This window comes from Elioraea thermophila (ex Habib et al. 2022), assembly GCF_003336755.1.
Classification (GTDB): Bacteria; Pseudomonadota; Alphaproteobacteria; order Acetobacterales; family Acetobacteraceae; genus Elioraea; species Elioraea thermophila.
The window spans coordinates 283,754-310,054 of record NZ_QMDI01000005.1 but is presented as its reverse complement, the minus strand read 5'-3'; the positions used below and the strand labels follow the sequence as shown (position 1 = coordinate 310,054).

General features: G+C 70.9%; 31 protein-coding genes and 1 pseudogene. 18 read left to right on the top strand and 14 right to left on the bottom strand.

Annotated elements, in window-relative coordinates:
• The first annotated feature begins 34 nt into the window (after nucleotides 1–34).
• Complete coding sequence (locus DWB05_RS09650; RefSeq protein WP_114376979.1) at nucleotides 35–331, top strand: 4a-hydroxytetrahydrobiopterin dehydratase; 297 nt, start codon at nucleotides 35–37, stop codon at nucleotides 329–331.
• 30 nt (nucleotides 332–361) lie between these two features.
• On the opposite strand, the gene DWB05_RS09645 is transcribed toward DWB05_RS09650, so the two are convergent.
• On the bottom strand, nucleotides 362–1,246 hold the full coding sequence (locus DWB05_RS09645) for a polysaccharide deacetylase family protein (protein WP_114376978.1): 885 nt from the start codon (nucleotides 1,244–1,246) through the stop codon (nucleotides 362–364).
• 172 nt (nucleotides 1,247–1,418) lie between these two features.
• On the opposite strand from DWB05_RS09645, the gene DWB05_RS09640 reads away from it, so the two are divergent.
• Genes DWB05_RS09640 through DWB05_RS09630 form a run of 3 tightly spaced genes read left to right on the top strand, consistent with a single transcriptional unit; the run spans nucleotide 1,419 to nucleotide 3,360 of the window.
• Nucleotides 1,419–1,763, top strand: coding sequence for a Bug family tripartite tricarboxylate transporter substrate binding protein (locus tag DWB05_RS09640; protein WP_114376977.1), 345 nt, complete (start codon nucleotides 1,419–1,421; stop codon nucleotides 1,761–1,763).
• Nucleotides 1,760–1,975, top strand: coding sequence for a hypothetical protein (locus tag DWB05_RS09635; protein WP_114376976.1), 216 nt, complete (start codon nucleotides 1,760–1,762; stop codon nucleotides 1,973–1,975). Before DWB05_RS09640 ends, DWB05_RS09635 begins: the two co-directional genes overlap by 4 nt.
• Nucleotides 1,972–3,360 carry an amidase gene (locus DWB05_RS09630; RefSeq protein WP_157967151.1) on the top strand — a complete coding sequence of 463 codons (1,389 nt, stop codon included), beginning with the start codon at nucleotides 1,972–1,974 and terminating at the stop codon, nucleotides 3,358–3,360. The genes DWB05_RS09635 and DWB05_RS09630 overlap by 4 nt, the downstream gene beginning before the upstream one ends.
• Before the next feature lie 9 nt (nucleotides 3,361–3,369).
• Here the strand turns inward: DWB05_RS09630 and DWB05_RS09625 are convergent, their stop codons facing one another.
• The 8 genes from DWB05_RS09625 to DWB05_RS09590 all read right to left on the bottom strand — a co-directional run bounded on the left by DWB05_RS09625 (nucleotide 3,370) and on the right by DWB05_RS09590 (nucleotide 11,913).
• Nucleotides 3,370–4,653, bottom strand: coding sequence for a M16 family metallopeptidase (locus DWB05_RS09625; protein ID WP_114376974.1), 1,284 nt, complete (start codon nucleotides 4,651–4,653; stop codon nucleotides 3,370–3,372).
• Nucleotides 4,650–6,011: a M16 family metallopeptidase gene (locus tag DWB05_RS09620; RefSeq protein WP_114376973.1), complete on the bottom strand. Its 1,362-nt coding sequence runs from the start codon at nucleotides 6,009–6,011 to the stop codon at nucleotides 4,650–4,652. Before DWB05_RS09620 ends, DWB05_RS09625 begins: the two co-directional genes overlap by 4 nt.
• 51 nt (nucleotides 6,012–6,062) lie before the next feature.
• A complete protein-coding gene (locus DWB05_RS09615; RefSeq protein WP_114376972.1) occupies nucleotides 6,063–6,623 on the bottom strand; it encodes a DUF3035 domain-containing protein in 561 nt (186 codons plus the stop codon).
• Nucleotides 6,620–7,144, bottom strand: a complete 525-nt coding sequence (gene lspA, locus DWB05_RS09610; protein WP_232818486.1) for a signal peptidase II — start codon at nucleotides 7,142–7,144, stop codon at nucleotides 6,620–6,622. The genes DWB05_RS09615 and lspA overlap by 4 nt, the downstream gene beginning before the upstream one ends.
• A gap of 40 nt (nucleotides 7,145–7,184) precedes the next feature.
• Nucleotides 7,185–10,031, bottom strand: coding sequence for an isoleucine--tRNA ligase (ileS, locus tag DWB05_RS09605; protein ID WP_114376971.1), 2,847 nt, complete (start codon nucleotides 10,029–10,031; stop codon nucleotides 7,185–7,187).
• A gap of 74 nt (nucleotides 10,032–10,105) precedes the next feature.
• Complete coding sequence (locus tag DWB05_RS09600) at nucleotides 10,106–10,444, bottom strand: DMT family transporter (RefSeq protein WP_114376970.1); 339 nt, start codon at nucleotides 10,442–10,444, stop codon at nucleotides 10,106–10,108.
• Nucleotides 10,441–11,382, bottom strand: coding sequence for a bifunctional riboflavin kinase/FAD synthetase (locus DWB05_RS09595; protein ID WP_114376969.1), 942 nt, complete (start codon nucleotides 11,380–11,382; stop codon nucleotides 10,441–10,443). The genes DWB05_RS09600 and DWB05_RS09595 overlap by 4 nt, the downstream gene beginning before the upstream one ends.
• A 51-nt stretch (nucleotides 11,383–11,433) precedes the next feature.
• Nucleotides 11,434–11,913: a MaoC family dehydratase gene (locus DWB05_RS09590; RefSeq protein ID WP_114376968.1), complete on the bottom strand. Its 480-nt coding sequence runs from the start codon at nucleotides 11,911–11,913 to the stop codon at nucleotides 11,434–11,436.
• Between the two features lie 170 nt (nucleotides 11,914–12,083).
• On the opposite strand from DWB05_RS09590, the gene DWB05_RS09585 reads away from it, so the two are divergent.
• The 8 genes from DWB05_RS09585 to DWB05_RS09550 all read left to right on the top strand — a co-directional run bounded on the left by DWB05_RS09585 (nucleotide 12,084) and on the right by DWB05_RS09550 (nucleotide 18,577).
• On the top strand, nucleotides 12,084–13,220 hold the full coding sequence (locus DWB05_RS09585) for a M20 family metallopeptidase (RefSeq protein WP_114376967.1): 1,137 nt from the start codon (nucleotides 12,084–12,086) through the stop codon (nucleotides 13,218–13,220).
• Nucleotides 13,217–14,305, top strand: coding sequence for a dTDP-glucose 4,6-dehydratase (gene rfbB / locus DWB05_RS09580; protein WP_114377019.1), 1,089 nt, complete (start codon nucleotides 13,217–13,219; stop codon nucleotides 14,303–14,305). The genes DWB05_RS09585 and rfbB overlap by 4 nt, the downstream gene beginning before the upstream one ends.
• Nucleotides 14,302–15,204 carry a glucose-1-phosphate thymidylyltransferase RfbA gene (gene rfbA, locus DWB05_RS09575; RefSeq protein ID WP_114376966.1) on the top strand — a complete coding sequence of 301 codons (903 nt, stop codon included), beginning with the start codon at nucleotides 14,302–14,304 and terminating at the stop codon, nucleotides 15,202–15,204. The genes rfbB and rfbA overlap by 4 nt, the downstream gene beginning before the upstream one ends.
• A gap of 33 nt (nucleotides 15,205–15,237) precedes the next feature.
• Nucleotides 15,238–15,807 (top strand): Panacea domain-containing protein, encoded by a 570-nt coding sequence (locus DWB05_RS09570; RefSeq protein WP_114376965.1) that lies wholly within the window; start codon nucleotides 15,238–15,240, stop codon nucleotides 15,805–15,807.
• Between the two features lie 528 nt (nucleotides 15,808–16,335).
• Entirely contained in the window at nucleotides 16,336–16,896 is a 561-nt protein-coding gene (locus DWB05_RS09565; RefSeq protein WP_114376964.1) for a NifU family protein, read from the top strand.
• Nucleotides 16,897–16,899: 3 nt separating this feature from the next.
• Nucleotides 16,900–17,484 carry a malonic semialdehyde reductase gene (locus DWB05_RS09560; RefSeq protein ID WP_114376963.1) on the top strand — a complete coding sequence of 195 codons (585 nt, stop codon included), beginning with the start codon at nucleotides 16,900–16,902 and terminating at the stop codon, nucleotides 17,482–17,484.
• Nucleotides 17,481–18,128: a tRNA (adenosine(37)-N6)-threonylcarbamoyltransferase complex dimerization subunit type 1 TsaB gene (tsaB, locus tag DWB05_RS09555; RefSeq protein ID WP_198669123.1), complete on the top strand. Its 648-nt coding sequence runs from the start codon at nucleotides 17,481–17,483 to the stop codon at nucleotides 18,126–18,128. Before DWB05_RS09560 ends, tsaB begins: the two co-directional genes overlap by 4 nt.
• Entirely contained in the window at nucleotides 18,122–18,577 is a 456-nt protein-coding gene (locus DWB05_RS09550; RefSeq protein WP_114376962.1) for a GNAT family N-acetyltransferase, read from the top strand. Before tsaB ends, DWB05_RS09550 begins: the two co-directional genes overlap by 7 nt.
• Here the strand turns inward: DWB05_RS09550 and DWB05_RS09545 are convergent.
• Nucleotides 18,555–18,821, bottom strand: a complete 267-nt coding sequence (locus DWB05_RS09545; RefSeq protein ID WP_114377017.1) for a sulfurtransferase TusA family protein — start codon at nucleotides 18,819–18,821, stop codon at nucleotides 18,555–18,557. The two genes, DWB05_RS09550 and DWB05_RS09545, sit on opposite strands and share 23 nt — an antisense overlap.
• Nucleotides 18,822–18,934: 113 nt before the next feature.
• On the opposite strand from DWB05_RS09545, the gene DWB05_RS09540 reads away from it, so the two are divergent.
• The 6 genes and pseudogenes from DWB05_RS09540 (at nucleotide 18,935) to DWB05_RS09520 (ending at nucleotide 23,506) form a co-directional block, all read left to right on the top strand.
• On the top strand, nucleotides 18,935–19,363 hold the full coding sequence (locus tag DWB05_RS09540; RefSeq protein WP_114376961.1) for a Ros/MucR family transcriptional regulator: 429 nt from the start codon (nucleotides 18,935–18,937) through the stop codon (nucleotides 19,361–19,363).
• 120 nt (nucleotides 19,364–19,483) lie between these two features.
• Nucleotides 19,484–20,014 carry a Fur family transcriptional regulator gene (locus DWB05_RS09535; protein ID WP_114376960.1) on the top strand — a complete coding sequence of 177 codons (531 nt, stop codon included), beginning with the start codon at nucleotides 19,484–19,486 and terminating at the stop codon, nucleotides 20,012–20,014.
• Nucleotides 20,011–20,889: a GNAT family N-acetyltransferase gene (locus DWB05_RS09530; protein ID WP_114376959.1), complete on the top strand. Its 879-nt coding sequence runs from the start codon at nucleotides 20,011–20,013 to the stop codon at nucleotides 20,887–20,889. Before DWB05_RS09535 ends, DWB05_RS09530 begins: the two co-directional genes overlap by 4 nt.
• Nucleotides 20,852–21,298 (top strand): annotated as a pseudogene (locus tag DWB05_RS15370) (FAD-binding oxidoreductase); the annotation flags it as partial. The gene DWB05_RS09530 and the pseudogene DWB05_RS15370, both read left to right, overlap by 38 nt.
• A 74-nt stretch (nucleotides 21,299–21,372) precedes the next feature.
• A complete protein-coding gene (locus tag DWB05_RS15095) occupies nucleotides 21,373–22,329 on the top strand; it encodes an FAD-binding oxidoreductase (protein ID WP_232818484.1) in 957 nt (318 codons plus the stop codon).
• A 121-nt stretch (nucleotides 22,330–22,450) separates the two neighbouring features.
• Nucleotides 22,451–23,506 (top strand): ABC transporter substrate-binding protein, encoded by a 1,056-nt coding sequence (locus DWB05_RS09520; RefSeq protein ID WP_114376958.1) that lies wholly within the window; start codon nucleotides 22,451–22,453, stop codon nucleotides 23,504–23,506.
• A gap of 60 nt (nucleotides 23,507–23,566) precedes the next feature.
• Here the strand turns inward: DWB05_RS09520 and DWB05_RS09515 are convergent, their stop codons facing one another.
• From DWB05_RS09515 to DWB05_RS14675, 4 genes are all read right to left on the bottom strand, one after another.
• Nucleotides 23,567–23,800: a helix-turn-helix domain-containing protein gene (locus DWB05_RS09515; RefSeq protein ID WP_114376957.1), complete on the bottom strand. Its 234-nt coding sequence runs from the start codon at nucleotides 23,798–23,800 to the stop codon at nucleotides 23,567–23,569.
• A 7-nt stretch (nucleotides 23,801–23,807) separates the two neighbouring features.
• Nucleotides 23,808–24,341 carry a hypothetical protein gene (locus DWB05_RS09510; protein WP_114376956.1) on the bottom strand — a complete coding sequence of 178 codons (534 nt, stop codon included), beginning with the start codon at nucleotides 24,339–24,341 and terminating at the stop codon, nucleotides 23,808–23,810.
• A gap of 114 nt (nucleotides 24,342–24,455) precedes the next feature.
• A complete protein-coding gene (locus DWB05_RS09505; protein WP_157967149.1) occupies nucleotides 24,456–25,214 on the bottom strand; it encodes a hypothetical protein in 759 nt (252 codons plus the stop codon).
• 114 nt (nucleotides 25,215–25,328) lie between these two features.
• Nucleotides 25,329–25,499 (bottom strand): hypothetical protein, encoded by a 171-nt coding sequence (locus tag DWB05_RS14675; protein WP_157967148.1) that lies wholly within the window; start codon nucleotides 25,497–25,499, stop codon nucleotides 25,329–25,331.
• Between the last annotated feature and the right edge of the window lie 802 nt (nucleotides 25,500–26,301).

Sequence of the window (26,301 nt, the reverse complement as noted above, 5' to 3'; positions counted from 1 at the left end):
CCTAGATGAGGGGTGGGTCGCGACGGAGGCAAGAATGGTGCAGCGGCTGACGGATGCGGAGCGGGCGCGGCTTGGGACGGAACTGCCCGAGTGGCGGCTGGTCGAGGGGCGGGATGCGATCGCGCGGTCGTTCCGCTTCAGGGACTTCGCCGAGGCTTGGGGCTTCATGAGCCGGGTCGCGCTCTTGGCCGAGAAGCACGACCACCACCCGGAGTGGTCGAACGTGTGGAACCGGGTGGAGATCGTGCTCACCACCCATGACGCAGGAGGGCTGTCCGAGCGCGACCTCGCACTCGCACGCGCGATCGACGCGATCCTCCGCCCCGCCTGACCCGTGGCCGCGCCCGGCGGCGTGCGCGCGTCACTCGGCCGGCTTCGGCACGCGGCGGCGGAAATCGGCCGCCATCTCCTCCAGGGTGACGAAGCGCACGCCGGGGTGGCGCAGCATGTAGCCGATCAGCCGCTCGAGCATCATCAGCACCTGCGGCCGCCCCGACACGTCAGGGTGAATGGTCATCGGCACCACGGCATAGTCGTATTCGCGGTAAATGAAATCGAAATGATCCCGCCACAGCTCCTCGAGGTGGCGCGGATTCACGTAGCCGTGGCTGTTGGGGAACTTCTTGATGAACATCATCGGCGGCAGGTCATCCAGCCACCACGAGGCGGGGATCTCGACCAAGTCCGTCACCCGCCCCTTGCTGAAGGGCTTCATCCAGGTCTCGGCCGGCTGGGAGTAGTCGATCTTGGTCCAGGAATCCCCCGTCCGCACGTAGTACGGGATGCAGTCGTGGTGCATCAGCGAGTGGTCGTAGGCGATGCCGCGCGCGAGCAGGATCTCGATCGAGGTGGCGGACACCTCCCACCACGGCGCGACGTAACCCACCGGCCGCCGCCCCCAGTGCTTCTCGATCAGCGCGATCGAGCGGTCGAAAATCGCCTCCTCCTGCTCCCGCGTCAGCGCCAGCGGGTTCTCGTGCGAGTAGCCATGCAGGCCGATCTCGTGCCCGGCCTCGACCACGAGGTCGGTCTGGCGGGGGAAGCTCTCGATGGTATGGCCGGGGATGAAGAAGGACTGCTTCAGTCCGAAGCGGCGAAAGAGCTCGACGAGGCGCGGCATGCCGACTTCGGCGGCGAACACGCCGCGGCTGATGTCGGAGGGGCTGTCCTCTCCGCCATAGGAGCCGAGCCAGCCCGCCACGGCGTCACAGTGCACACTGAATGCGCAGAGGATCTCCTTCGCCATCGTCCCTCGTTCGCCTCCTGGTGTTGGCGCGCGCGAGGCTAGCGGCCGATCGGCCTGGGTCAACGGAGTGTGGCCGCTCCGGCGCGGGGTTTGCTAGCTTCCGCCATCGGTCGTTTCGTTCCGCGTCCGGCCGCTCGGCAGCCGGGCCGATGAGTGAGAGGGAGCTTCACCAATGAACCGTCGCACGCTTCTGCGCGCGCTCGCCGTCTCCTCGGAGAAACGGCTGCCTGCCTTCCCGGACGTGCCGACCTTCGCCGAACTCGGCTTCCCGAGTCTCACCGCCGCGCAGTGGCTCGGGCTGTCCGCGCCGAAAGGCCTGCCGGAGCCGATCGTCGAGCGGCTGGTCGGCTTGGTGCCAAGCCTGCTGGCGCGGCCCGATCTGCGCGCGCGGCTCGAGGACGTGCAGACCTTGCCGCGCGACCCCATCCCGACCAGGGACACCTTCGTCGCCATCATCCGCCAGCAGCTCGAACAATGGCGGGCGGTGGCGCGGGCGGCCAATATCGAGGTGACGTGAGCGAACAGCGCGGGACCGAAGTGAGGACCGGTCCGGCGGGCGAGGGGAGCGCGGATCCCTTCGCCCGCGCTGGCCTCACCCTTTCGGCGGCCGAGCGGGCGCGGCTCGCCGAACCGATCCGGCTTCTCGAAGCGATGCGCGCACGGCTTCGCGCCGCCGCCGCGACCGAGGAACCCGCGACCCTCTTTCCTCCGCCCAAGCCATGGGCGTGATTCCGACCATCGCCGAGGCGGCGCGGGCCTTCGCCGCGCGCAGCCTCTCACCGGTCGAACTCACGCACGCCTGTCTCGACCGCGTCGAGCGGTTCGAGCCCTCCTTGCATGCCTTCGTCGCGCTCGACTGCGAGGGCGCGCTTGCCGCGGCGCGGGGCGCGGAAGCCCGATGGATGCGTGGTGAGGCGAAGGGACCGCTCGACGGCATCCCGATCGCGCACAAGGACATCATCGACGTCGCGGGCTTTCCGACCACCGCCTGTTCGCGCGTGCTCGCGGGGCAGAAACCGGCGGCGGCGGATGCGCCGATCGCCGCCCGCTGGCGGGCCGCCGGCGCGGTCTGCCTCGGCAAGCTCACCACGCACGAATTCGCCTGGGGCGGGCCCTCCTTCGATCTGCCCACCCCGCCCGCGCGCAATCCGTGGAACCCCGCCCACTTCACCGCCGGCTCCTCCTCGGGCACGGCGGCGGCGATCGCCTCAGGCATGATCCTCGGCGGCTCAGGCTCCGATACGGGCGGGTCGATCCGCGGCCCGGCCGCGCTCTGCGGGCTTGCCGGCATCAAACCGAGCTACGGCCTCGTCCCCCGCACGGGCGCCTTTCCGCTCGCCTGGTCGCTCGACCACCTGGGGCCGCTCGCGCGCACGGCGGAGGATTGCGCGATCCTGCTCTCCGCCTGCGCCGGGCACGACCCCGCCGACCCCGCGTCCGACCGACGCCCTGCGCCGGACCTCCTCGGCGGGCTCGGCGACGGGGTGCGCGGCCTGCGCATCGGCATCCCGCAGGCGTGGCACGAGGGGGTGCTGCCGCTCACCCCCGCCACCCGCGCGGCGATCGACCGTGCGGCCGCCATCTTCCGTGACCTGGGCGCCCTGCCGCGCGTCATCACCCTCCCGCCCCTGCAGGACCTGACGGATGCCGGGATGGTGATCCTGCTCGGCGAGGCCTTCGCCATCCACGCGCCGTGGCTGCGCGCGCGGCGGGACGAGTATGGGGAGATCCTGCGCGAGCGCCTCCTGCTCGGCGCCCTCGTCTCGGCCGAGGACTACCTCGCCGCGCAGCGCCGACGCCGGGCGCTGGCGGCGGCGATCGCCGAGGCGATGCGCGAGGTCGACCTGATCCTCACCGCCGCCGCGGTGGGCGAAGCACCCTTGATCGAGGCGGTCGATCGCTGGACCGGCTTCCGCCTGCCCAACCTCCTGCTGCCGTTCAACCTCACCGGTCAACCGGCAATCAGCGTCGCGGCGGGCTTGGGCGTGGGGGGGCTGCCGGTGGCGATCCAGCTCGCCGGGCGGCCGGGGGAGGACGCGCTGGTGCTGCGCGCCGCCCACGCCTACGAGATCGCACGCGGGCCGCTTCCCTCGCCGCCACTCCTCGCCGGCTGAACCGCCCGCCTAAAGGGCCGGGCGGCCGGCGACCACGATGGAGAGCGCGTCCGGATCGAACAGCCGGCGCGCGACCTCCCGCACCTCCTCCACCGTGACGGCGGCAAGCCGAGCGAGCCGGCCGGCGAGCCAGTCGGGTGCGCGGCCGAGTTGGCGAAGCCCGACCAGCGTGCCCGCGATCTGCGCGGTCGAGGTGAAGCCCAAGGGAAAGGAGCCGGTGAGGAAAGCCTTGCCGGCCTCGACCTCGTCGGCGGTCGGACCCTCGGCGGCCATCTTGCGCCACTCCTCGCGCAGCACGGCGAGCGTCTCGCCGAAGCGGGCGTTGTCGGTGGAGACGGAGCCGAGCACGAGGCCCCTGCCCCGGAAGGACACGAGCGAGGTGCCGATGCCGTAGGTGAGACCGCGCTTTTCGCGGATCTCGGTCATGAGCCGGGCGGAGAAGCCACCACCGCCGAGGATCCAGTTCGCGATCTGCGCCGCCTCCCAGGCCGGATCCTCGGGCGCGATCGCCCCGTGGCCGAACACCCCGGCGGCCTGCGGGGCGTCGCGGTCGACCACGGCGAGGCCGAAGCGTCGCGGGGCTGGCACCGGCGGCATGGCCGGCGCGGCACCGTCGGCGAGGGAAGAGGCGAAGGCGCGGTCGACGAGGCGCCCCAGCCCCTCGGCGTCGATCGCGCCGGCCGCCGCCACCACCACGCTGCCGCGACGCATCTGCGCCTCGCGCGCGGCGCGCAGGGCCTCGCGATCGACGGCCTTCACGCCTTCCTCCGTCCCGCCCGTCGGACGGGCGAAGGGGTGGCCGGCATAGGCCTCGGCCCACCAGCGGCGGGCGGCGATGGTCGGCGGCTGTTCGGCCTCGCGGCGCAGCGTGATCAGCCGCTGCGCCTTGGCGCGCTCCACCGCCGCCTCGTCGAAGCGAGGCTCGGCGAGGGCGAGGGCGAGCATGTCGGCGGCGAAGCCCGCCTCCTCGGCGAGCGTGCGCAGGCTGCCCTTCAGCCCGTCGCGCTCCGCCTCGAAGGAGAGCCATACCCCGCGCTCGCGCAGCAAGCTGGCGAAGGCGGCCGTGTCGTGCGGCCCTGCCCCTTGCGTGAGCAGGGCGGCGAGCAGGGTGGCCCGCCCCTCCTGCCCGGGCGGATCGAGGGCCGCGCCGCCGGCGAAAGCGAAGGCGAGGGCGACGACGGGGACGGTGTGGTCCTCGATCAGCCAGGCCTCGATCCCGGCCGGCGAGCGGACGACCTGGACCGGGACCGACCAGCCCGCCTGACCCTCGGCTTCGGTGCGGGGCGCGGTCATGCCCGCGCCTCTGCCGGAACGAGCCAGCCGGTGAGGGAGGCGTCGCGGCGAAGGACGGCGCGGGCGGCCTCGGTCACGCGCTCGGCCGTCACCTGCGCGATGCGGGTGGGCCAGTACTCGACGTAGTCGAGCGGCAGATCGACCGCCAAAGCCGCCCCGATGGTGCGCGCCCCGCCCATCAGGCTGTCGCGCGCGAAGGCCGACTGGGCGATGATCTCGCGCACGGCGCGTGCCACCTCCGCCTCCAAAACACCCTCCTGCAGGACGCGGCCGATCAGGTCATCCAGCGCGCCTTCCAGCTTCTCCGGCGCCACCCCGGGGCGGGGGCTCGCATAGAGGCCGAACTCGGACGGATCCACACTGTCGCCGCCGTAGGCGGCGGAGACGGAGGCCGCGAGCCCGGTGTCGACCAACGCCTTCCACATCAGGCTGGCGGGGCCCGAGCCGAGCAGGTGCGAGAGGACCTCGAGCGCATCCGAGGTCTCGACCGAGGCGTGAGCGTGCGGCGCGGGATAAAGACGCGCGAAGGAGGGTTCGCGCACCCGCGCGTCGCGCAGGATCAGGCGGCGCTCGCCGTCATGCGGGGGCTCCTGCGGGCGGCGGCGCTCGACGCGGGTGGAGGCCGGCACGGCGCCGTAGGTGCGTTCGGCGAGCCGCGCCACCCGCTCCGTCGTCACGTCGCCCTGCACGACCAGGATGGCGTTGCCCGGGCCGTAGTGGCGGCGATGGAAGTCGAGCAGCGCCTCGCGCGGGATGGCGCGGATCTCGTGCTCCCAGCCGATGATCGGCCGGCCATAGGGGTGGTTGAGGTAGAAGGAGGCGGCGAGGCGTTCGCGGAAGCGGGAGCGCGGGTTGTTCTCGACGATCTGCAGCCGCTCCTCGAGGATGACCTGGCGTTCCGGCTCGATGTCCTTCGGGTCGAGCAGGATGTTGGCCATGCGGTCGGCCTCCATCCCCATGACGAGTTCCAACCGGTCGGCGGCGACCTGCTGGAAGTAGGCGGTGTAGTCGTGGCCGGTGAAGGCGTTGTCGCGTCCGCCCTCGCGCGCCACCCGGCGGCTGAACTGGCCGGGGCCGATGTTCGGCGTGCCCTTGAACATCAGGTGTTCGAGGAAGTGGGCCATGCCGGAGAGGCCCGGCGGCTCATCCGCCCCGCCCACGCGATACCAGACCATGTGGGCGACGACGGGGGCGCGGCGCATCGGGATGACGACGCCGGTGAGTCCGTTGGCCAGTCGGAAGGTTTCCGCCCCGTAGACGGGCTTGGGCGCGGCGGTGGCAGCGATGGCGGGGGCGGCGGCGAGGGCCGCGGCGGCGGGCAGGCCGGCCAGCAGCGTGCGACGGTCGATCTCGGTCATGGCCTCAAGGTGAGGCTTCACCCGCCATCCGTCCAGGGCGGCGGGGCGGCGTCAGAACAAGCCTTCGAGAAGCCCGCGCCGGCGGCGCTGGATGATGGGGGTTTCGCCCGCGGTGGGCTCGCGCCCGAGCGCGGCCGCCTCGCGCAGCCGGGCGGCCTCGGCCTGGGGGTCGAGGACCACGCCGTCCGCTTCCGGCCGGCGCCAGAACAGCAGGCGATCGACGAAGGAGCGCTCGCGTTCGGCGAGAAGCGCGCTCTCCTGCTCGATCTGGCGGCGCAGATCGCTCGGCACGGGCGGGCCGGCGGCGGCGAGCAGGGCGGCCTCACCGGCGGAGGCGCCTTGCGGGATGTCGGCCAGCACCGGTTGCGTCACGGTGCGGGCGGCGAGCAGGGCCGCGGCGGCCTCGCGGGCGGGCGGCTCCTGCGGGCGCGCAGCACCCGGCCGCGGCGGGCGCAGCGCGTAGTCGGGCGGCAGCGAGAGGGGGGCGCGGGTGGTGACCAGGAACTCGTCCGGCGGCTCGCGTGTGAGGCCGAAGGTGCGGCCCACGTCGCTGCCGCAGGCGGCAACGAGCGGCAGGCAAAGCACCAGGGCGAGGCCGTGGCGGGGCGTCATCCCTCCCCCTTACGCTCGGGTTTTGGCCGCATCAAGGCGTGCGCCAGGAGCAGACCCACCCCGCAGACGATCGCACTGTCGGCGACGTTGAACACGTACCAGTGCCAGCCGAAGGCGTGCAGGTCGACGAAGTCGACCACGGCGCCGAAGCGCAGACGGTCGATGACGTTGCCGATGGCACCGCCGAGCACGAGCCCGAGCGCAATCACGGTCCAGCGGTCTTCGGCGCGGGCGAGCCAAGCGATGAGGAAGCCCGCCACCGCGAGGGCGACGGCGGCCAGCGCATAGGCGTGCCACCAGGCGTCGCCCGCGAGCAGGCCGAAGGTGACGCCGCGGTTCCAGACCATGGTGAGATTCATGAACGGCAGGACGTGGACACGCCCAACTTCGGGCAGGCGGATGATTTCGAGGATCCACCACTTCGTCGCCTGATCGAGGGCGAGCACGGCGGCGGCGAGAGCGAGGCCCAGCCGCAGGCGCGCGCCGTGACCGGCGTGTTGCGCAGGGGGTGTGGGGGACACGCGTGTCCCCCACCCTATCCTTCGTTTTCCTCGCGCGCCGTCATGCCGCGGCGCGGCGGGCGAGCACGCCGGAGGTCACGGCGTCGTGGCAGCGGTCGCAGAGCCCCGGGTGATCGGCGTGGGTGCCGACTTCGGGCAGCACTTTCCAGCAGCGCAGGCATTTCTCGCCCGCGGCACGGCGGGGGATCACCGTCACGCCCGGCACGTCGTCGAGCGTGAAGGGGGCGACGTCGGCGTCGGGCGGGGTGTCGGCGAACGTGATGCCCGAGGTGATGCAGATCTCGGCCCAGCCGTCCGCATCGAGAAGGGAACGATCCGCCGCGGGAAGGACGAGGATCGGGGCGGCCTGCAGGGAGGCGCCGATGGCGCCGGCGGCGCGTTCGCGCTCCAGCGCGCCGGTGACGACGCGCCGGATCTCACGGATGCGCGCCATCCGTTGCGCAATCGTCTCGTTCCGCCACTCTGGCGGGATCGCTGGGAAGGTCTCGAGATGCACCGACCCGTCCTCGGAGGGGAAGCGGGCGAGCCAAGCTTCCTCGGCGGTGAAGACGAGTAGAGGCGCGAGCCAGGTGGTGAGGCAGCGATGGAGGTGGTCGAGCACCGTGCGGCAGGCACGCCGACGCAGCGAGTCTGCCCGGTCGCAGTAGAGCGCGTCCTTGCGGATGTCGAAGTAGAAGGCGGAGAGGTCGGCCGCACAGAAGGCGTGCAGTTCGGCGAACACGCCCGTCCAGGCGAAGCTCTCTGCCGCCTCGCGCACCCGCGCGTCGAGTTCGGCCAGGCGGTGCAGCACCCAGCGCTCGAGATCGGGCATGTCGGCGAGGGGTACGCGCTCGGCCTCCGCGAAGCCGTCGAGCCCGCCCAGGATCCAGCGCAGCGTGTTGCGGATGCGGCGGTAGAGTTCGGCCTGCTGCTTGAGGATCTCGGGGCCGATGCGCAGGTCCTCCGTGTAGTCGGAGGCCATCACCCACAGCCTTAGGATGTCGGCGCCGTATTCGGCGATCACCTCCTGCGGCGAGACGGTGTTGCCGAGGGATTTCGACATCTTCCGCCCCTGTTCGTCGACGACGAAGCCGTGGGTGAGCACCGCACGGTAGGGCGCTCGCCCGCGCGTGCCGCAGGCTTCGAGCAAGCTTGAGTGGAACCAGCCGCGGTGCTGGTCGGAGCCTTCGAGGTAGAGGTCGGCGGGCCAGGCAAGTGCGGGGTTGCCTTCGAGGACGAAGGCGTGGGTCGAGCCCGATTCGAACCAGACGTCGACGATGTCGAACACCTGCTCATAGTCGGCGGGATCGCGCCCGGGGCCGAGGAAGTCGGAAGCCGGCCGGGTCCACCAGGCGTCTGAGCCTTCCTGTGCGAAGATCGCGACGATGCGCTGCACCACCGCGGGGTCGCGCAGCGGTTCGCCGGTGCGGCGGTCGACGAAGATGGCGATCGGCACGCCCCAGGCGCGTTGGCGCGAGATGCACCAGTCGGGGCGGGAGGCGATCATCGCGCGCAGGCGGTTCTGGCCCTGCGGCGGGACGAAGCGGGTCGCCTCGATGGCGGCGAGCGCCTTGGTGCGGATCGCGGTCGCCCCATCGATGCGGATGAACCACTGCGGCGTGGTGCGGAAGATGAGCGGTGCCTTGGAGCGCCAGGAATGCGGGTAGGCGTGGACCAGCTTGGACCGCGACAGCAACGTTCCCGCTTGCGTCAGCGCCGCACAGACCGGGTCGGCCGCCTTGTAGACGTGCACGCCGGCGAACCCGGCGACGTGGGGAAGGAAGGTACCGTCGGGGCCCACCGTCTCCGGCACCGGCAGGCCGTGGCGGCGCCCCAGTTCCCAGTCGTCCTCGCCGTGGCCGGGGGCGATGTGCACGAAGCCCGTGCCCTGGTCGGTGGTGACGAACGCGGCGGGCAGCAGCGGCACGTCGAACTCATAGCCGCGGCCGCGCAAGGGGTGGGCGCAGATCGTGCCGGCGAGCTCCCGCCCCTTCAGCACGCGGCGGACGACGTGCTGGCCGATGCCGGCTTCCTTGAGCGTGTCGGGAAGCAAGGGCAAGGCGACGAGAAGGTGCTCGCCGGGGCGGGCAAGCGAGCCTTCGGAGACCGTTTCGACCACGATCAGCGCGTAGTCGATGTCCTCGCCATAGGCGACGGCGCGGTTGCCGGGGAGCGTCCACGGCGTGGTGGTCCAGATCACGACCGCCGCCTCGCGCAGATCCTCGGCCGGGGCGGAGAGGATGGGGAAGCGGACGCGGACGGTGGTCGAGGTGTGGTCGTGGTACTCGACCTCGGCGTCGGCGAGGGCGGTCTTCTCGACGGGGCTCCACAGCACGGGCTTGGCGCCGCGGTAGAGCGCGCCGTTGAGCAGGAAGCGGCCGATCTCGCCGGCGATGATCGCCTCGGAGCGGAAGTCCATGGTGGCGTAGCGGCCGGCCCAGTCGCCGGCCACACCGAGGCGGCGGAACTCCGCCGCCTGCACGCCCATCCAGTGCTCGGCGTAGGCGCGGCACTCGGCGCGGAAGGCGAGCACGTCGACGGCGTCCTTGTCGCGCCCCGCCGCCCGGTACTGCTCCTCGATCCGCCACTCGATGGGAAGGCCGTGGCAGTCCCAGCCGGGCACGTAGTTGGCGTCGTACCCGGCCATCTGCTTGGCGCGGTTGATGACGTCCTTCAGGATCTTGTTCAGCGCGGTGCCGATGTGGATGTGGCCGTTGGCATAGGGCGGCCCATCGTGCAGGACGAACTTGGGACGGCCGGCCGAGGCCTCGCGCAGCCGACGCCAGAGGTCGATGCGCTCCCACCGCTCGAGCAAGGCGGGTTCGCGCTTGGGCAGTTCCCCCCGCATCGGGAAGGTTGTGGTGGGGAGGAAGACCGTGTCGCGGTAGTCGCGCCTGGTGTCGCTCATCGTTCGGGCCCGGGGCTCGCGCGGGGATGGGGTCGGATACCGGCGCCGACCCGACGGGTCAATGAACGGGCGGGTCAGGAGGCGAGTTTCAGCCCGACCACGCCGACGACGATGACGGCGATGGCGGCGATGCGAGCGAGGGTGGCGGGCTCGTCGAACAGCATCATGCCCGCGATCGCCGTCCCCGCCGCGCCGATGCCGACCCAGATCGCGTAGGCCGTGCCGATCGGCAGGTGCCGCGCGGCGAGGCCGAGCAGGATCACGCTCGCCGCCATCGCCGAGACCGTCAGCACGGTGTGCACGGGCCTCGCGGTGAGGTCGAGCCCGCGCGACAGCTTGAGCCCGACCGCCCAGGCGACCTCGAGCAGGCCGGCGAGGACGAGATAGAGCCAGGAGAGGAGAGGCGCGCTCATCGCGCCGCGGCACCGAGCACGGCGCGTGCCGCCTGGGCGTCGCGCCGCATCTGGCGAACCAGCGCCTCGAGGTCGGGAAATTGCGCCTCGTCGCGCAGAAAGGCGCGCAGGCGAACCCGGAGCTCGCGATCGTAGAGGTCGGGCGCGACGTCGAACAGGTGGACCTCAAGCAAGGGCGCGGCGAGGGTGTTGACCGTGGGGCGCACGCCGAGCGAAGCCACACCGGGCAGCCAGCTCCGCCCGTCCGTTCCGGCCTCGACGGCGTAGATCCCGAGGCGCGGCACCAGGTGCCGCCCGAGCGGCACGTTGGCGGTCGGAAAGCCGAGGGTTCGCCCGAGTGCAGCACCCCGCTCGACCCGGCCGCGGATCTCCCACGGCCGGCCCAGGATCGCCTCGGCGCGGGCGAGGTCGCCGGCGCGCAGGGCGTCGCGCACCGCGGTGGAGGAGAGTTCTCCTCCCGCCTCGTCGGTCGCCTCCGGCACCACGGTCACCCCGATGCCGTGGGCGGGGCCGAGGGTGGCGAGCAGGGCGGGGGTGCCGGTGCGCCTATGGCCGAAGTGGAAGTCGGGCCCGCAGGCGACGTGCTGGGCGCCGAGCTGCCCGGCCAGCACCTCGGCGATGAAGGTTTCGGCCGAAATCCGGCTGAACGCCTCGTCGAAGGGCAGTTCGTAGAGGAGATCGACGCCGAGGGCGGCAAGCGCCTCGGCCTTCGCTTCGGCGAGGGTGAGGCGGAAGGGCGGGTCGTGCGGGCGGAACACCTCGCGCGGGTGGGGCTCGAAGGTGAGGGCGGCGAGGGGGAGGCCGTGCGCGCGGGCGGCATCCGCGGCGGCCGCGATCACCGCGGCATGGCCGCGATGCACGCCGTCGAAGTTGCCGAGCGCGATCGCCGCACCGCGGGCATCGGCGGGGAGGGAGGCGAGGTGGCGGAAGACGCGCATGCGCCAGCCGAGATGCCCCGGCCGGGCGCCGCGGTCAAACGCGCGGCGGGGTCAGGCGGCGGAGGCTGCCGGTGGGGCGTCCTTCGCCTCGGCCTCGGCGCGCGAGGGCACCATCACCAGCGCCTCGCCCTCGACCACCGGCTTCCCGCCCACCGTGCACACGGTGCGCAGGGTGGCGCGCTTCTTCACGGGATCCAGCGCCACCACCTCGCAGGTGGCGGTGACGGTGTCGCCGATGCGCACCGGCGCCTTGAACTTCAGGCTCTGCGCCAGATAGACGGTGCCCGGGCCTGGCAGCTTGGTGCCGAGCACGGTGGAGATGAAGGCGGCCGACAGCATGCCGTGCGCGATGCGCCCCTTGAACACCGTCTTTTCGGCGTATTCGGCGTCCAGATGGACGGGGTTCATGTCCCCCGAGACGCCGGCGAACAGCACGATGTCCGATTCGGTCACGGTGCGCGAGAAGGAGGCGCTCATTCCCTCGCGCAGGTCCTCGAAACAGATGAAGCCGTTGGCTCCGCTCACCGCCATGGACAGCCCTTTCCCCACGGATGCTGCCCTCCGTTATTTGTTCGGCGGTGCAGCATGTTGGACACGCTACGCGATCGTTGACGACTGGACAAGATGTCGCGGCCTGCGCAACATGCCACAACTTTTGTAACGCGCTCCTTTGAGCCGAAACGCACGACTGCGCACACGGCATGACATCCGTCCCTGTCACCGACCCGGGCCCCGCCGAGGCGCTGCTTGCGGGGCTTCGCGCATGGGTCGAATGCGAGACCCCGACCGACGAGCCCGCCCGCGTCAACGCGCTGATCGACCGCGCCGAGGCGCCGCTGCGGGCGGCGGGGGCGGCGGTGACGCGCATTCCCGGCCGCGACGGCTTCGGCGATTGCCTGCGCGCCCGCATCGGGTCGCCCGAGGGCAAGGGGATCCTGATCGCCGGGCACCTCGACACGGTGTGGCCCGCCGGCACGCTCGCCCGCATGCCCTTCCGCGTCGAGGGCGACCGGGCGTACGGGCCGGGCATCTACGACATGAAGGCTGGTTCCTTCCTCGCCTGGCACGCCATGCTGTCCATCCTGCGCCAGGGCACGGCGACCCGGCTTCCCGTCACCCTGCTGCTCACCTCCGACGAGGAGGTGGGGTCGCCCACCTCGCGCGCGCTGATCGAGGCCGAGGCGCGCGAGGCTGCGTTCGTGCTGATCCCCGAACCCGCCTCCGCGGACGGCGCGGTGGTGACCGCGCGCAAGGGGGTGGGCCGGTTCGACCTCGTCGTGCGCGGGGTGGCGTCGCACGCGGGCGGCAATTTCGAGGACGGCGCCTCGGCGGTGGTGGAGCTCGCCCGCCAGATCCTCGACCTGCACGCCATGGTCGATCCCCCGCGCGGGGTCACCGTCAACGTCGCCCCGATTTCGGGCGGCACGCGGCCGAACGTGGTCGCCGCCGAAGCCCGCGCCGAGATCGACCTCCGGGTGCGCACGGTGGAAGACGGTGCGCGGCTGACGGCGGCGATCCTCGGTCTTCGCCCGCACGACCCGCGCTGCACCGTCACCGTGACGGGGGGGATGAACCGCCCGCCCTTCCCGGAGACCGAGGCCACCCTCGCCCTCTACGCCCGGGCGAGGGCGATCGCCGAGGGGCTCGGGTTCACGTTGCCGAAGCAAGCGCGCGGTGGTGGCTCCGACGGCAACTTCACCGCCGTGATGGGCATCCCCACCCTGGACGGGCTCGGCTGCCCCGGGGCGGGGGCGCATGCCGATCACGAGCACATCCTCTGGCGCGCGCTCGCCCCGCGCTGCCGCCTTCTCCTCGGTCTGATGGAGACGCTGCACTGACCCCCACCCTCTCTCCCTCGCGCGTTCTCGTCACCGGGGGCGCGGGCTTCATCGGCTCGGCCGTGGTGCGGCGGCTGATCCGCGAGGGCCGCGTGCGCGTGCTCAACCTCGACGCGCTCACTTACGCCGCCAACCTTGCTGCGGTGGAGAACGCCGTCTTCTCCCCTCACTATGCGTTCCTGAAGGCCGACATCGCCGATCGCGAGGCGGTGCGCCGCGCCTTCGCCGAGTTCCGGCCCGAGGCGGTGATGAACCTCGCCGCCGAGACCCATGTCGACCGCTCGATCGACGACCCGCTCGCTTTCGTGCGCACCAACGTGCTCGGCACCGCGACCCTCCTGCACGAGGCGCTCGGCTACTGGCGCTCGCTGGAGGCGGAGGCGCGCGCGCGGTTTCGCTTCCTGCACGTCTCCACCGACGAGGTCTTCGGCGCGCTGGGCGAGGAGGGCGCCTTCACCGAGGAAAGCCCGTATCGGCCGAATTCGCCCTACGCCGCCTCCAAGGCCGGGGCGGACCACCTCGCCCGCGCCTTCCACCGCACCTACGGCTTGCCCGTGCTCGTCTCCAACTGCTCGAACAACTACGGGCCCTGGCAGTTCTGGGAGAAGCTGATCCCGCTGATGACCATCAAGGCGCTCCGGGGTGAGGCGCTCCCCGTCTACGGCCAGGGCCTGCAGGTGCGCGATTGGCTGCACGTGGAGGACCACGCCGAGGCGCTGTGGACGATCCTCACGCGCGGCAGGCCGGGCGAGACCTATCTCGTCGGTGGCGGGGAGGAGAGCCGCAACATCGACACCGTGCGCCTGATCTGCGACTTGGTCGATGAGCTCGCCGGCCCCGATCCCGCCGGGCCGCGACGCCGTCTGATCACCTTCGTGCCCGACCGGCCCGGCCACGACCACCGCTACGCCATCGACTGCGGCAAGATCGCGCGCGAGCTCGGCTGGCGCGCCGCCCGGCGTTCCTTCGCGGACGGCCTGCGCGAGACCGTCGCCTGGTACATCGCGCACCGGCCGTGGTGGGAGGAGGGCATGCGCAGCCGCTACGACGGCGCCCGCCTCGGCCTCGGCGCGGCGGCCCGATGAAGGGCATCATCCTCGCCGGGGGCGCGGGCACGCGGCTCCATCCGATGACCAGCGTGCTCTCGAAGCAGCTGTTGCCGGTCTACGACAAGCCGATGATCTACTACCCGCTCAGCGTGCTGATGCTGGGCGGCATCCGCGACATCCTGATCATCACCACGCCCGAACACCGCGCGCTGTTCCAGGCGCAGCTCGGCGACGGCGCGCAGTGGGGCATCAGCCTCGCTTACGCCGTGCAGCCCACACCGGGGGGGCTTGCCGAGGCCTTCATCATCGGGCGGGATTTCGTCGGCTCCTCGCGCGTCGCCCTCATCCTCGGCGACAACATCTTCCACGGCGACGGCCTGCAGGCGCTGATGCAGCGCGCCGCCGCCTCCTCGGGGGCGGTTGTGTTCGCCTATCACGTGCGCGATCCGGAACGCTACGGCGTCGTCACGTTCGACCCCTCCTGGCGGCCGGTGGCGATCGAGGAGAAGCCCCCCGCACCGAAGTCGAACTGGGCGGTGACCGGGCTCTATTTCTACGACGCCGACGTCTGCGAGGTCGCCGCCTCCGTCCGTCCCTCCGCCCGTGGCGAGCGCGAGATCACCGACGTCAACCGCGTCTATCTCGAGCGCGGTGCGCTCTCCGTCGAACGCCTCGGCCGCGGCTACGCTTGGCTCGACACCGGCACGCCGGAGAGCCTGATGGACGCGGCCGAGTTCATCCGCTCGCTCGAACTCCGCCAGGGGCTGAAGGTCGCCTGCCCGGAGGAGATCGCCTGGCGCATGGGCTACATCGGCTCCGATGCGCTGGCGCGTGCGGCGGACCGCCTGGGGCGATCCGCCTATGGCGCCTATCTGCGCCGGCTCCTCGAGGAGGAGGCGCCATTGGGTGACGATGCGCAGGCTCTTACCGGGTGAAAAGCACTTCGACTATATGTATAGGCTTGTGGAATGAACGTGGGCACTGACGCTAGGAAGCCAGTGCTTGGAGGCACCCCGATGAACGCTGGGTATGAGTCAACTATCGTAGCTGACGAGCTTCTTCAGCTTGCCAGCAAGTCTAACGACACACTTACGCCAATGCAGCTGTTAAAGTTGGTATACTTGGCGCACGGTTGGATGCTTGGGATTTACGGTGTCCCACTTATCAGAGAATCAATAGAGGCTTGGAGATATGGACCTGTTATCCCAGATCTCTATCATAAAGTTAAAAAATTTCGTGATCAGCCTGTTGATAGAAGCGCGCTTAGCAGTGGGCAACAGGTAGAAAGCCTAGGCGAACGCGAAAAAAAACTCATTGAAGACGTTTACAAAAAATATGGAAAGCTTTCCGGGATACAGCTATCGATGCTTACTCATAAGAAGGGCTCGCCCTGGGATCAGTGTTACGAAGATGGAAAGCGTAATATCCGAATTTCAAACGATATTATAGAGGACTACTTTGGTCGCCTCTTTCAAGAATATGTTAGACAGGTTCAGGAGGAAAGGGACGGAGGCTGTCTCAGAGAAGCTGGTAAATGAGCAGACATACAGTCTTGATTAATTGGGTCTTTGGTCTGTGTTTAGCTAAAACAGAATGAGTGTTGATAACCAGGTCCCTCCACCACGGATTTTCGAAGGTCTCTATGGTGATCAGGACGGTCGTGCGAGCGCTGAACAGGAGGCGAAAGCACTTGCGGCAGGCGATTTAGAAAGGCAAGCCAGAGAATCAGAACACAGGAGAAATGAGAAGTTTAGGGATCATTTTTCGCATTCTCTCCTCCTTTTAGTCTGGATAATTTTCTTTCTAGTTGCTTCCGGTATAATAATCCGCGGTTTTCACCTATTCGCGCCCCTTGGCTGGCATTTTCTTGTAGAGGATCAAATCAAGTCCATCGACCAGTATATATTCGGTGGGTTGATTGCAATCTTTATCCAATCTTATGCGGGAAAGGCCATTAAGGCGATTCGATAGGCGCTGAATTATCGACGCATCAAACCCATGTGTTTGTGGTGGGGGGGTCGCATTCTCTCTTGAGCGTGGATGGCGTCCCGCTTAACGATTCAAACATGTTCATCGAGACCGAAGCCACCCCCAACCCGGCCACACTGAAGTTCCTGCCCGGGCGCACCGTCATGCCCTCGGGGACGGCCGACTTCGCCTCGGCGGAGGCGGCGGCGAGCTCGCCGCTCGCCCGCGCCCTGTTCGACCTGCCCGAGGTGACGCGCGTCTTCCTCGGCGCGGATTTCGTCACCGTGACGAAGAGCCACGATGCGGATTGGTCCTTGCTCAAGCCGCGCGTGCTCGGCGTGCTGATGGACCATTTCCTCTCTGGGCTGCCGGTGATCGAGGGCGAGGGCGAGGCGGAGGAGGAGACGCTCGACGTCGACCCCGAGGACGCCGAGATCGTCGCCCAGATCCGCGAACTCATCGACACCCGGGTGCGGCCGGCGGTGGCGATGGACGGCGGCGATATCGTCTTTCGCGGCTTCCGCGACGGCATCGTCAAGCTGCGCCTGCAGGGCTCCTGCTCGGGCTGCCCCTCGTCGCGCGCGACGCTGAAGCACGGCATCGAGAACATGCTGAAGCACTACGTGCCCGAGGTGGTGGCCGTGCAGGCCGTGGAGTGAGGCTTGCGGCTCGACCCCTTCGCGCTGGATCGGCTGTTCCGCACGGCCCGCACGCCACCCGCCTTCCGCCCCGACCCGGTTTCCGACGAGCTCCTGCGCGAACTCTGGGAGCTGATGCGTTGGGGGCCGACCTCGGGCAACTGCCAGCCGGCGAGGATCTTGTTCCTCCGTTCGGCGGCGGCGAAGGAGCGGCTGCGCCCCGCCCTCTCGCCGGGCAACGTGGCGAAGGTGATGGGCGCACCAATCACCGCCATCCTCGGCTACGACACCGCCTTCCACGACCTCCTGCCGCGGCTGTGGCCGCGGGGTGACGTTCGCTCCTGGTACGAGGCCGACCCGCAGCTGCGCGAGGAGACGGCGTTCCGCAACGGCACGCTGCAGGCCGCCTACCTGATCCTCGCCGCGCGCGCGTTGGGCCTGGATTGCGCGCCGATGAGCGGGTTCGACGCCGCGGCGGTCGACCGCGAATTCTTCGCCGGCACAACCATTCGCGCCAACCTGCTCGCCGCCTTGGGCTACGGGGCGTTCGACCGCATCCGCCCGCGCGACCCGAGGCTTGCCTTCGACGAGGCCTGCCGCGTGCTGTGACGGGCGTTCCCTCGCCGGGGGTGATCGATCCCCGCGCCATCCTCGCCCTCGATGCCTCGCTTGCCCGCGTCTCGGCGGCCTTCGGCGAGCGCGTGGCGGAAGAGGCGGGCGAGCGCGACCAGGCGGCCACCCTCGTCCGCCTTGCCGCCGCGGTGCTGGCGGGCGGGCGGCCGGCGGCGGTGGCGGCGACGGTCGGCCCCGGCTCCTTCACCGGCATCCGCGCCGCCCTCGCCCTCGCGCAGGGGCTGGCGATCGGGTTCGGCGTGCCGGCGGTCGCCGTCTCCACCGCCGAGGTGTTGGCGGCGGAGGCGGGGGAGGGGCGGATCTTGGTGGCGATCGACTCGCGGCGCGGCCATGCCTTCCTGGCCGGCTTCCTGGTGCGAGCGGGCATTCCCGAGGAGATCCTGCCCCCTCACGTCTGGCGCCCGGGCGAGCCCCTGCCGGGCGGCCCTTGGAGCGTGCTCGTCGGCGACGCGGCGGCTCTGCTCGACCCAGCCGCGACGGCGTCCTGGCCGCGCGCCTCCATGGTCGCGGCCGTTGCCGCCGCCCGGCTCGCCGGCGCGATCGCAGCCCGGCCGTTCGCCCCGCTCTACGTCGATCCGCCCGCCGTGCGCCCCCCGGCCGGTGCGGCGATCGTGTGCTGATCCGCCCCCTCACCCCGTCCGACGCCCCTCTGCTCGCCGCCCTGCATGCGGTGTCCTTCCCGCCGGCGGAGGCCTGGGGCGAAGCGGCGTTCGCGCGCCTGCTCGCCCTGCCGGGTGCGGCGGGCCTGCTGGCGGCCGAGGGCGACGAACCGCTCGGCTTCGTGCTGGCACGACAGGCGGCGGATGAGGCCGAGTTCCTCACCCTCGCCGTCGTCCCCGCCTGGCGCAGGCAGGGGGTGGGGCGCCGCCTGGTCGAGGACTGTCTTGCCGCGCTGGCGCGGGCGCGTGTCGGCCGGGTCTTCCTCGAGGTGGCGGCGGACAACGCCGCTGCGCGCGGTCTCTATGGCGCGGCGGGCTTTCAGCCGGTGGGCTGTCGTCGCGACTACTACGGGCCCGGCCGCGATGCGCTGGTGCTCGCGCGCCCGCTCACCCCGTCTTGCGCAAGGTGACGAGCCAGACGTCGCTCGGCATGGCGTGGTCCGGGCTTTCCGGTTCGCGCGCGAGCACGGCGTGTCCCAACGCGGCGGCGCTGCGGGGCACGCCGTTGAGCGGCTCCCGGCCCTTGAGCCGGACGGTGAGGAGGGCGCCGGCGGGGATGCGATCCAGCATCAGGCGGGTACGCACGAATGTCATCGGGCAAGTTTCACCCGTGATGTCGAGAAAGTAGCGCTCGCCCTCTTTTTGCTCGCTCATTCGCGCTTCGCCGTTGATGCCGAGATGCCGTCGCACGCCGAGCGATCGTTGCACGACGGACGCCCAATCATTATATCGAGCGCCAAGCGTTACCGAAAGGCGAGACAGGGTCGATGCAGGACCAGCAGGCTGATGCCAACATCCTTGAGCTCACGGCGGAGATCGTCTCCGCCCATGTGAGCAACAACAGCGTGCCGCTGTCGGAACTTCCTGGCCTGATCCAGGAAGTCTACAAGACGCTGTCTGCGGTGGGCCGCGGCGCGCCCGCGCCCGACAAGCCGCAGCCGGCGGTTCCGATCAAGAAATCCGTCTTCCCCGACTACATCATCTGTCTCGAGGACGGGAAGAAGCTGAAAATGCTGAAGAGGCATCTGAAGACTGCCTACAACATGACGCCCGAGCAGTATCGGGAGCGCTGGGGTCTTCCGCCCGACTACCCGATGGTGGCGCCGAATTACGCTCAGCGTCGCTCCGAGCTCGCCAAGAAGATCGGGCTCGGCACCAAGCCACGCGCCGCCGAATCCGCCAAGAGCGGCGACTGAGGCGCCTGCCGTCGCTGGGCCGGGACGGGGGGCGCGACCGCCGCCCCCGCCTCTGCTATAGGTAAATCAGCGGCGCCCGCTGGGTGCCGCGCGCCGACGGCCGTGAGGAAGGACGGGCGGATGGAGAGCCGCATCGAGCGGATGTGCATCGAGGCCGGCCTGAAGATGACCGGGCAACGCCGCGTGATCGCGCGCGTGCTCTCCGAGGCGACCGACCACCCGGATGTCGAGGAACTCTATCGCCGCGCCTCGGCGATCGACCCCAACGTCTCCATCGCCACGGTCTATCGCACCGTGCGGCTGCTCGAGGAGAAGGGCATCCTGGAACGACGCGACTTCGGCGAAGGCCGGGCCCGCTACGACCCCGCCGATCGCGGCCATCATCACCACCTGATCGACGTCGACACCGGCAAGGTGATCGAGTTCTCCGACGAGGCGTTCGAGGCGGTGGCGCGGGCCATCGCGGAACGCCTCGGCTACACGCTGGTGAGCCAACGGCTGGAGCTGTTCGGCCGTCGTACCGCTTCGCCCGAGGCTCCGGCCCCCCGTCCCGCCGGCGTCGTGCGCCGCCCCGGCGAAGCGGGCAGCCGGCCTGTGCCACGACCGCGCGCCCGGCACCGCAACGGTCCGACGGGGCCGGCCCGCGCATGACCAAGCACGCCCCCCGCCCTCCCGCCGAGAGCCCCCTGCCGGAGGGCGCAGGCTTCGGCGAACTTCGGGCCGGCCCGCTCGGCGTGCGCCTCGCCGAAGCGCCCTGGGAGCTCGAGGCGGCGCAGGCGCTGCGCTATCGCGTCTTCTACGAGGAGATGGGAGCGAAGCCGACCGCCGAGATGGCCGCCACCCGTCGGGACGAGGACCGCTTCGACGCGGTCGCCGACCATCTTCTCGTCATCGACCATTCGCTCGGCGAGGGGCCGGAGAGCGTGGTCGGCACCTATCGCCTGATCCGCCGCCCGGCTGCCGCCAAGGCCGGCGGCTTCTACTCGGCCGGCGAATACGACATCGCCTGCATCGAGGCCTTCCCGGGCGAGATCCTGGAATTGGGCCGCTCCTGCGTCGATGCGGGCTACCGCACGCGCCCCACCCTGCAGCTCCTGTGGCAGGGGATTGCGGCCTATGTGTTCCGCCACCGCATCGACCTGATGTTCGGTTGCGCCTCCCTGCACGGCACCGACCCCGATGCGCTCGCCGCGCCGCTGACCTGGCTCTGGCACAACCACCTCGCCCCGCCCGCGCTGCGCCCGCGGGCGCTGCCGCATCGCTTCGTCGAGATGCGGCGGATGGACCCGGGCGGGATCGACGTGCGCGCCGTGCTCAACGACCTCCCTCCGCTGATCAAGGGCTACCTGCGGCTCGGCGGCTTCGTGGGCGACGGGGCGGTGATCGACGAGCAGTTCAACACCACCGATGTCTGCGTGGTGGTGAAGACCGACCTCGTCACCGACAAGTACTACCGCCACTACGAACGACGCCTGCGCGACGCCCTGGATGCGGAGCCCCGCGCGCCGGCGACACCCGAGGCCTGAGCGCGCGGCGAACACGGGTCGGCGCATTTCTTGCCTCGTGCACGCCATGACGACGCCTGGCCTTTCGTCCTTCCTCGCCGCCATCGGCGACATCCCGCACAGCACCGACCCTGCCCTTTGCGCGCAGAGGAGCCGGGACTTCCATTGGTTCAGCCCGATCCTGCGCGCGGCGTTGCGCGGGCGGGTGGCGGAGGCGGTGGTCGCGCCGCGCAGCGAGGCCGAGGTGATCGACGTCGCCCGCGCCGCCGCGCGGCACCGCGTCCCGCTCACCTGCCGCGGGGCCGGGACGGGCAATTTCGGCCAAGCGGTGCCGCTGAAGGGTGGGGCTGTGCTCGACCTCTCCGACCTCAAGGGCATCCGCGCGCTCGATCCCTCCCGCCTTCGCGCCGCCGCCGGCGAGACGCTGCTCGGGCTCGACCGCCCGCCCAAGCCGAGGCGCGGGCGGAACTCCGCATCCATCCCTCGACCCGGCGTACCGCCACCTTGGGCGGCTTCATCGCCGGCGGCCACGCGGAGGTGGGCTCGGTCACCTGGGGCATCCTGCGCGATCCCGGCAACATCCTCGCCATCCGCATCCTCACCGCCGAGGAGGAGCCGCGCGTGCGCGAGATCACCGGCCCCGCCATCGAGACCGTGCACCATGCCTACGGCGGCAACGGGATCATCATCGAGGTGGAGATGCCGCTCGCGCGCGCCGAAGCATGGGTGGAGTGCGTGGTCGCCTTCGCCACCTTCGCCGACGCCCCCCGCTTCGGCCTCGCCTTCGCCTCCGCCGATGGCATCGTCAAGAAGCTCGTCTCGCCGATCGCCGCCCCCCTCACCCGCTTCTTCGGGCCCCTCCGCCCCGCCTGCCCGGAGGGAACGGCCATCGTGCTCGCCATGGTCGCCGAACCCTCGCTCGCCGCCCTGCGCGACCTTGCCGCCGAAATGGGCGGCACGGTGACGCTGGAAGCGGCAGAGGGCGAGGGGCCCGACCAGGTTCCCCTCTACGAGTACGCCTGGGGTCACACCCACTTCCAGGCGATCAAGGCCGATCGCCGCCACACCTACCTGATCTGCATCTTTCCCTCGCATGAGACGCTGGAAACCATCACGCGCGTCGAGGCCGAACTCGGTGAGGAGCTCTGGATGCATCTCGAGTGCGTGCGCTTCGCCGGCCGCCCCACGGCGCAGGGCGTTCCCGTCCTGCTCTACGAGGGGCGGGAGCAGCTCGCCCGCCTCACCGCCGCACTGGAGCGGCTCGGCTGCAAGGTCGCCAACGGCCACACCTACTTCCTGCAGAACGGCGGGATGAAGCGCATCGACGAGGCGCAGATCGCTTTCCGCCGCGAGACCGACCCGTTCTCCTTGCTCAACCCCGGCAAGATCGCGGGCGTCGATGAGGTGGCGGGGGCGGAAGGTGGGGCGGCCGACCTGCCGGCCTCCGGCTGGGCCTACTGATCGCGCCCGCGCCACACGCGCGGTTGATCCCCGGCGTCTTTAGCATGGTGTTTGCTTCTCTCTGGGCCGTCGTCCGGCCGTCGGCCGCCGCCGCAGCCCCGAGAACAGGGAGACCTCACGGATGATCACGCGACGCTTGGCTCTCGCCGGCTCCGCCGGCCTCGCCCTCTCGCCCCTCGCCGCGCCGTTCATCGCGCGGGCGAGCGCACCGGAGGTGGCGAACGTTCGCTTCTCGCTCGATTGGGCCTTCCAGGGCCCGCAATCGGTGTTCCTGCTCGCCGAACAGCGCGGCCACTTCCGCGAGGCCGGGCTGAACGTGACCATCGACCGCGGCGCGGGCTCGGCCGACACGGTGAGCCGCGTCGCCTCCGGGGCCTACGACATCGGCTTCGGCGACATCAACGCGATGATCCAGTTCAATGCCGACCCCGCGAACCGCGGCAAGGAGTTGATCGCCTTCTTCGTCCTGTTCGACGCCTCCCCGCTCGCGGTGATGACGCTGCGCCGCACCGGCATCGCGAAGCCGAAGGATCTCGAGGGGCGCCGGCTCGGCGCGCCGGTGACGGATGGCGGACGGCAGATGTTCCCGGCCTTCGCCAAGTTCGCCGGCATCGATCTCGGCAAGATCACCTGGGTGACGATGACGCCGCAGCTGCGCGAGCCGATGCTGGCGCGCGGTGAGGTGGACGCGATCACCGGCTTCATCACCTCCGGCGTGCTGAGCCTGAAGGGCATCGGTGTCGCCGAACAGGACATCGTCATCATGCGCTATCGCGAGGCGGGCGTGCCGAACTACGGCAGCGCGATCTACTGCCGCGCCGAGTATGCGCAGCGTAACCCGAACACCGTGCGCGCCTTCGCCCGGGCGATGACGCGCGGCATCCGCGACGCGATCGCCGACCCGCGCGCCTCCATCGCCGCGCTCCGCGCGCGCGACAACCTGATCAACGCCGAGATCGAGCTCGAGCGGCTGATGCTCGCGCACCGCGAACTGACGCTGACCGACCACGTGAAGGCGAACGGGCTTTCTTCCGTCGACATGGCGCGAATGAAGGCGTCGATCGACGTCGTGGTCGAGGTCTACAACCTCGGTTCGACGCCGGCGCCGGAGACGATCTACACGGATCGCTTCCTGCCGCCGCGCGAGGAGCGGATGCCGCCCGCCCTCGGTGCCTGAGGGGGTCGACGTCGGGGCCGGTCGATACCGGGGGACCGGCCCCTCTCGCGGCGGTTGCCCTCAGCGCGGAGAGGATCCCGGTTTGTCCGCGGGGGGCGCATAGCCCGCGGCATACAGCGCCGCGATCGGGGCGTAGCGGTTGCGCATTCCGGTCTTCGGCAGAATGCGCCGCATGTTGGTCTTCACCGTGCTCTCGGTGATGCCGAGCGCGCGGCCGATTTCCTTGCAGGAAAGCCGCGTCGGCACGAGTTCGCAGATGGCGCGCTCGCGGCCCGACGGGGCAGATGGTACCATGCGACAATCAGGATCGGTGGCGGCCCTGCAGTGACTCGGGGCATCGGCCCCGCCATGCCCCGGGCCGGGCGCGGTGCCGCCTCACGGCGAAGCGCCGGCACGCCGGAACGGCACCGCGTTGCCGGCGAGGGCGCGCCCCCCGCTCCGATGCCGGCCTGCCCTGGGCGAGGCCGAGCGAGCGCGCCGAGGTGAGCCACTCCTCGGCGTACTCGGCGATCCGCTGCAGGCGCGTCTCGAAGTCCGGCCGGTCGGCGATCAGGATGTGCGGATGGGCGAGCCGGTGCAGCACCTCTCGCCCCGCCACCGCCATCCGGCTGCGCAGGCTGGCACTCACCTGCTCGCCGCGCACCCGCAACAGCACCTCTTCCAGCGTGTCCCAGGCGTCGTCGGTGCCGAACTGCTCCTGCAGGGCATGGCTGGCGCGCCAGACGCCGAGCCGGTCGTGGCAGCAGCAGGAGAGATCGCCCACCGACGGCAGGCGTTCGGAGGCGACCTGCTCGTCTGAGGCGGCGACCCTGACCGGGGCGGGCACTTCGCCCATCCGGCGCGAGGCGTCGGCACCGAGCCGAGCTCGGGGACGGGGCGTCCGCCGCAGGGGCGCATGACGCCGCGACCGTCGTGCGGTGCGAGATGGTCGGCCGCAGGATCAGCCGCGTCAGGCGCGGCGGGGACGGCCGCTGACCGGCTTGGGCGCAGAGCGGACGAGGAAGCGCGATACCGAGCCGGCAGAGCCGTTCCATCGGCACCGGGCAACACCCGGCCGTCGTTGCAGCACTCCTCGCCGGCCAGGCCGAAGCGGTCGAGGAAAACCGTCTCTTCGGCCTCGCTGTCGAGCCGGCCGGAGAGGACGGTCAGGCCCTACAGGATGGCGCAGGCGCCGTGCGCGATGCGGTCGCGATGCTGGCCCGAGCCCGTGCGGGCAAGGGCGGGCCAGAGCCGAGGCTCCTCGGCTGTGGCCCGGAGGAGGTCCGGACAGGGTCCCCAGCGAGCCCGCGTCGATCGCGCAGCTGGTCAACTCCGCTTCCGCCACCCCGATGGCGGCGAAGAACCGACGCACCTCCTCCGCCGCCTCGCCCACCATCGGCGCGGCGCGTTCCACCTCGTGGAAGACGGCGTCGAGCCGGAGCGCTCCGCCGAACTCCTTGGTCCACCCGTCCGCGGCCCCAGGCAGCGCCCGCAGCGTCGCCGTCGCGGCCGTGATCGCGGCACGGTCCGCGGCCTCGCCGAGATCGTCGACATCCGTCTGCCCCTGGTCCGGAACTGAGGGGCCGATGCGCGCGCGGAGATCCTCGAGATCGTCCGCGACCTCATCGCCGAGAAAGGCGAGCGGGGCGAGGCGATGGGCGGCGGCCTCGGCCGCGAAACCGATCCGGCCGAGCAGGTGCAGATTGATCAGCACCCTCAGCCACGGCACCGGGTGAACCGCGGTGGGGGCGAAGAACGTGGCCTCCTCCGGCGATCGCCCGACCACGTCCTTCGAAGAGCCGATGTGGGCGGGACCGATCAGCGGGATGGAGACGAGATCGGCTCAGATTTCCTTCGTCCAGCGCACCCGGATACGCGTTGCCGCCGGCGGCAGGCCTTCGCGCGCGAAGCGGCGCCGGAGCGCGCGCGGCAGCGCCAACGACAAGCGGAGATCGACCTGCAGGGTGTGGCCGACCTCGTGCGGCACCGCACCCACGGTCCAGGGTGTGACCATACGGTGCTACGGCGATACGGCAGCTTCGCCAGGGGAGACGGGTTCGGCAGCCGGCCGATGCGGGCCATGGTCACGCCGCGGCGGTAGGTGGCCGGGCCGATGCCGCTTTCCAGGACGGAAAAGGGGGCGGGGTCGGGACCGAGCGGGCGCGCCCCAGACCCTGCCAGACCCACCGGTAGCAGTCGAGCGCGATGCGGACGGCGGAAAGCGGCATCGGTGCGACGAAGGTCAGGCGTCGGCTCAGGATCGCCCCGGAAGAACTGCCGCACACGCTCGGCTTCGGCGATGCTGGCGGTGTTCTCCGCCTTCAGCCTTTGCACCACGGCAAGCCGGGGCGAGGTGGCCGGGCCGGACCCGGCGGCGGCGAGGCGCTCCGCCGAGTGGGTGACGAGGGCAGGCGCGCGAGCAGGGCTTCGACGGCGAGACGTTGCGCCGCGCCGGGGGGCGCCGCCCCACCTCCCGCATCGGCTGCGGTGAGGGGGCGGACCAGCATCGCCCGGCGCGCGCCGTTCGTGGCCTGCGAGCGAAGCCAGGCCGCGACCTCGCGCGGGGTTGGCGGCGCCTCGGCCTCCGGCTGGGGCAGGCGGGGCCTCGAGTTGGGCCGAGACCGGCGTCTCCAGCTCCGGCATCAGCTCGAACTCGAGGTCGCGGCCGGTTTCGCCCTCGCCGAAGAGGCCGCCGAGCGCGTTGCCGATCGCGCCCCGGATACCGCCAAGGAAGGGATCGGCGCCTTCCGGCTGCAGTTCGCCCTCGAACTCGAATTCGCTCTCGAGTTCGCTCAGGATGTCCGTGCTCATCGGTC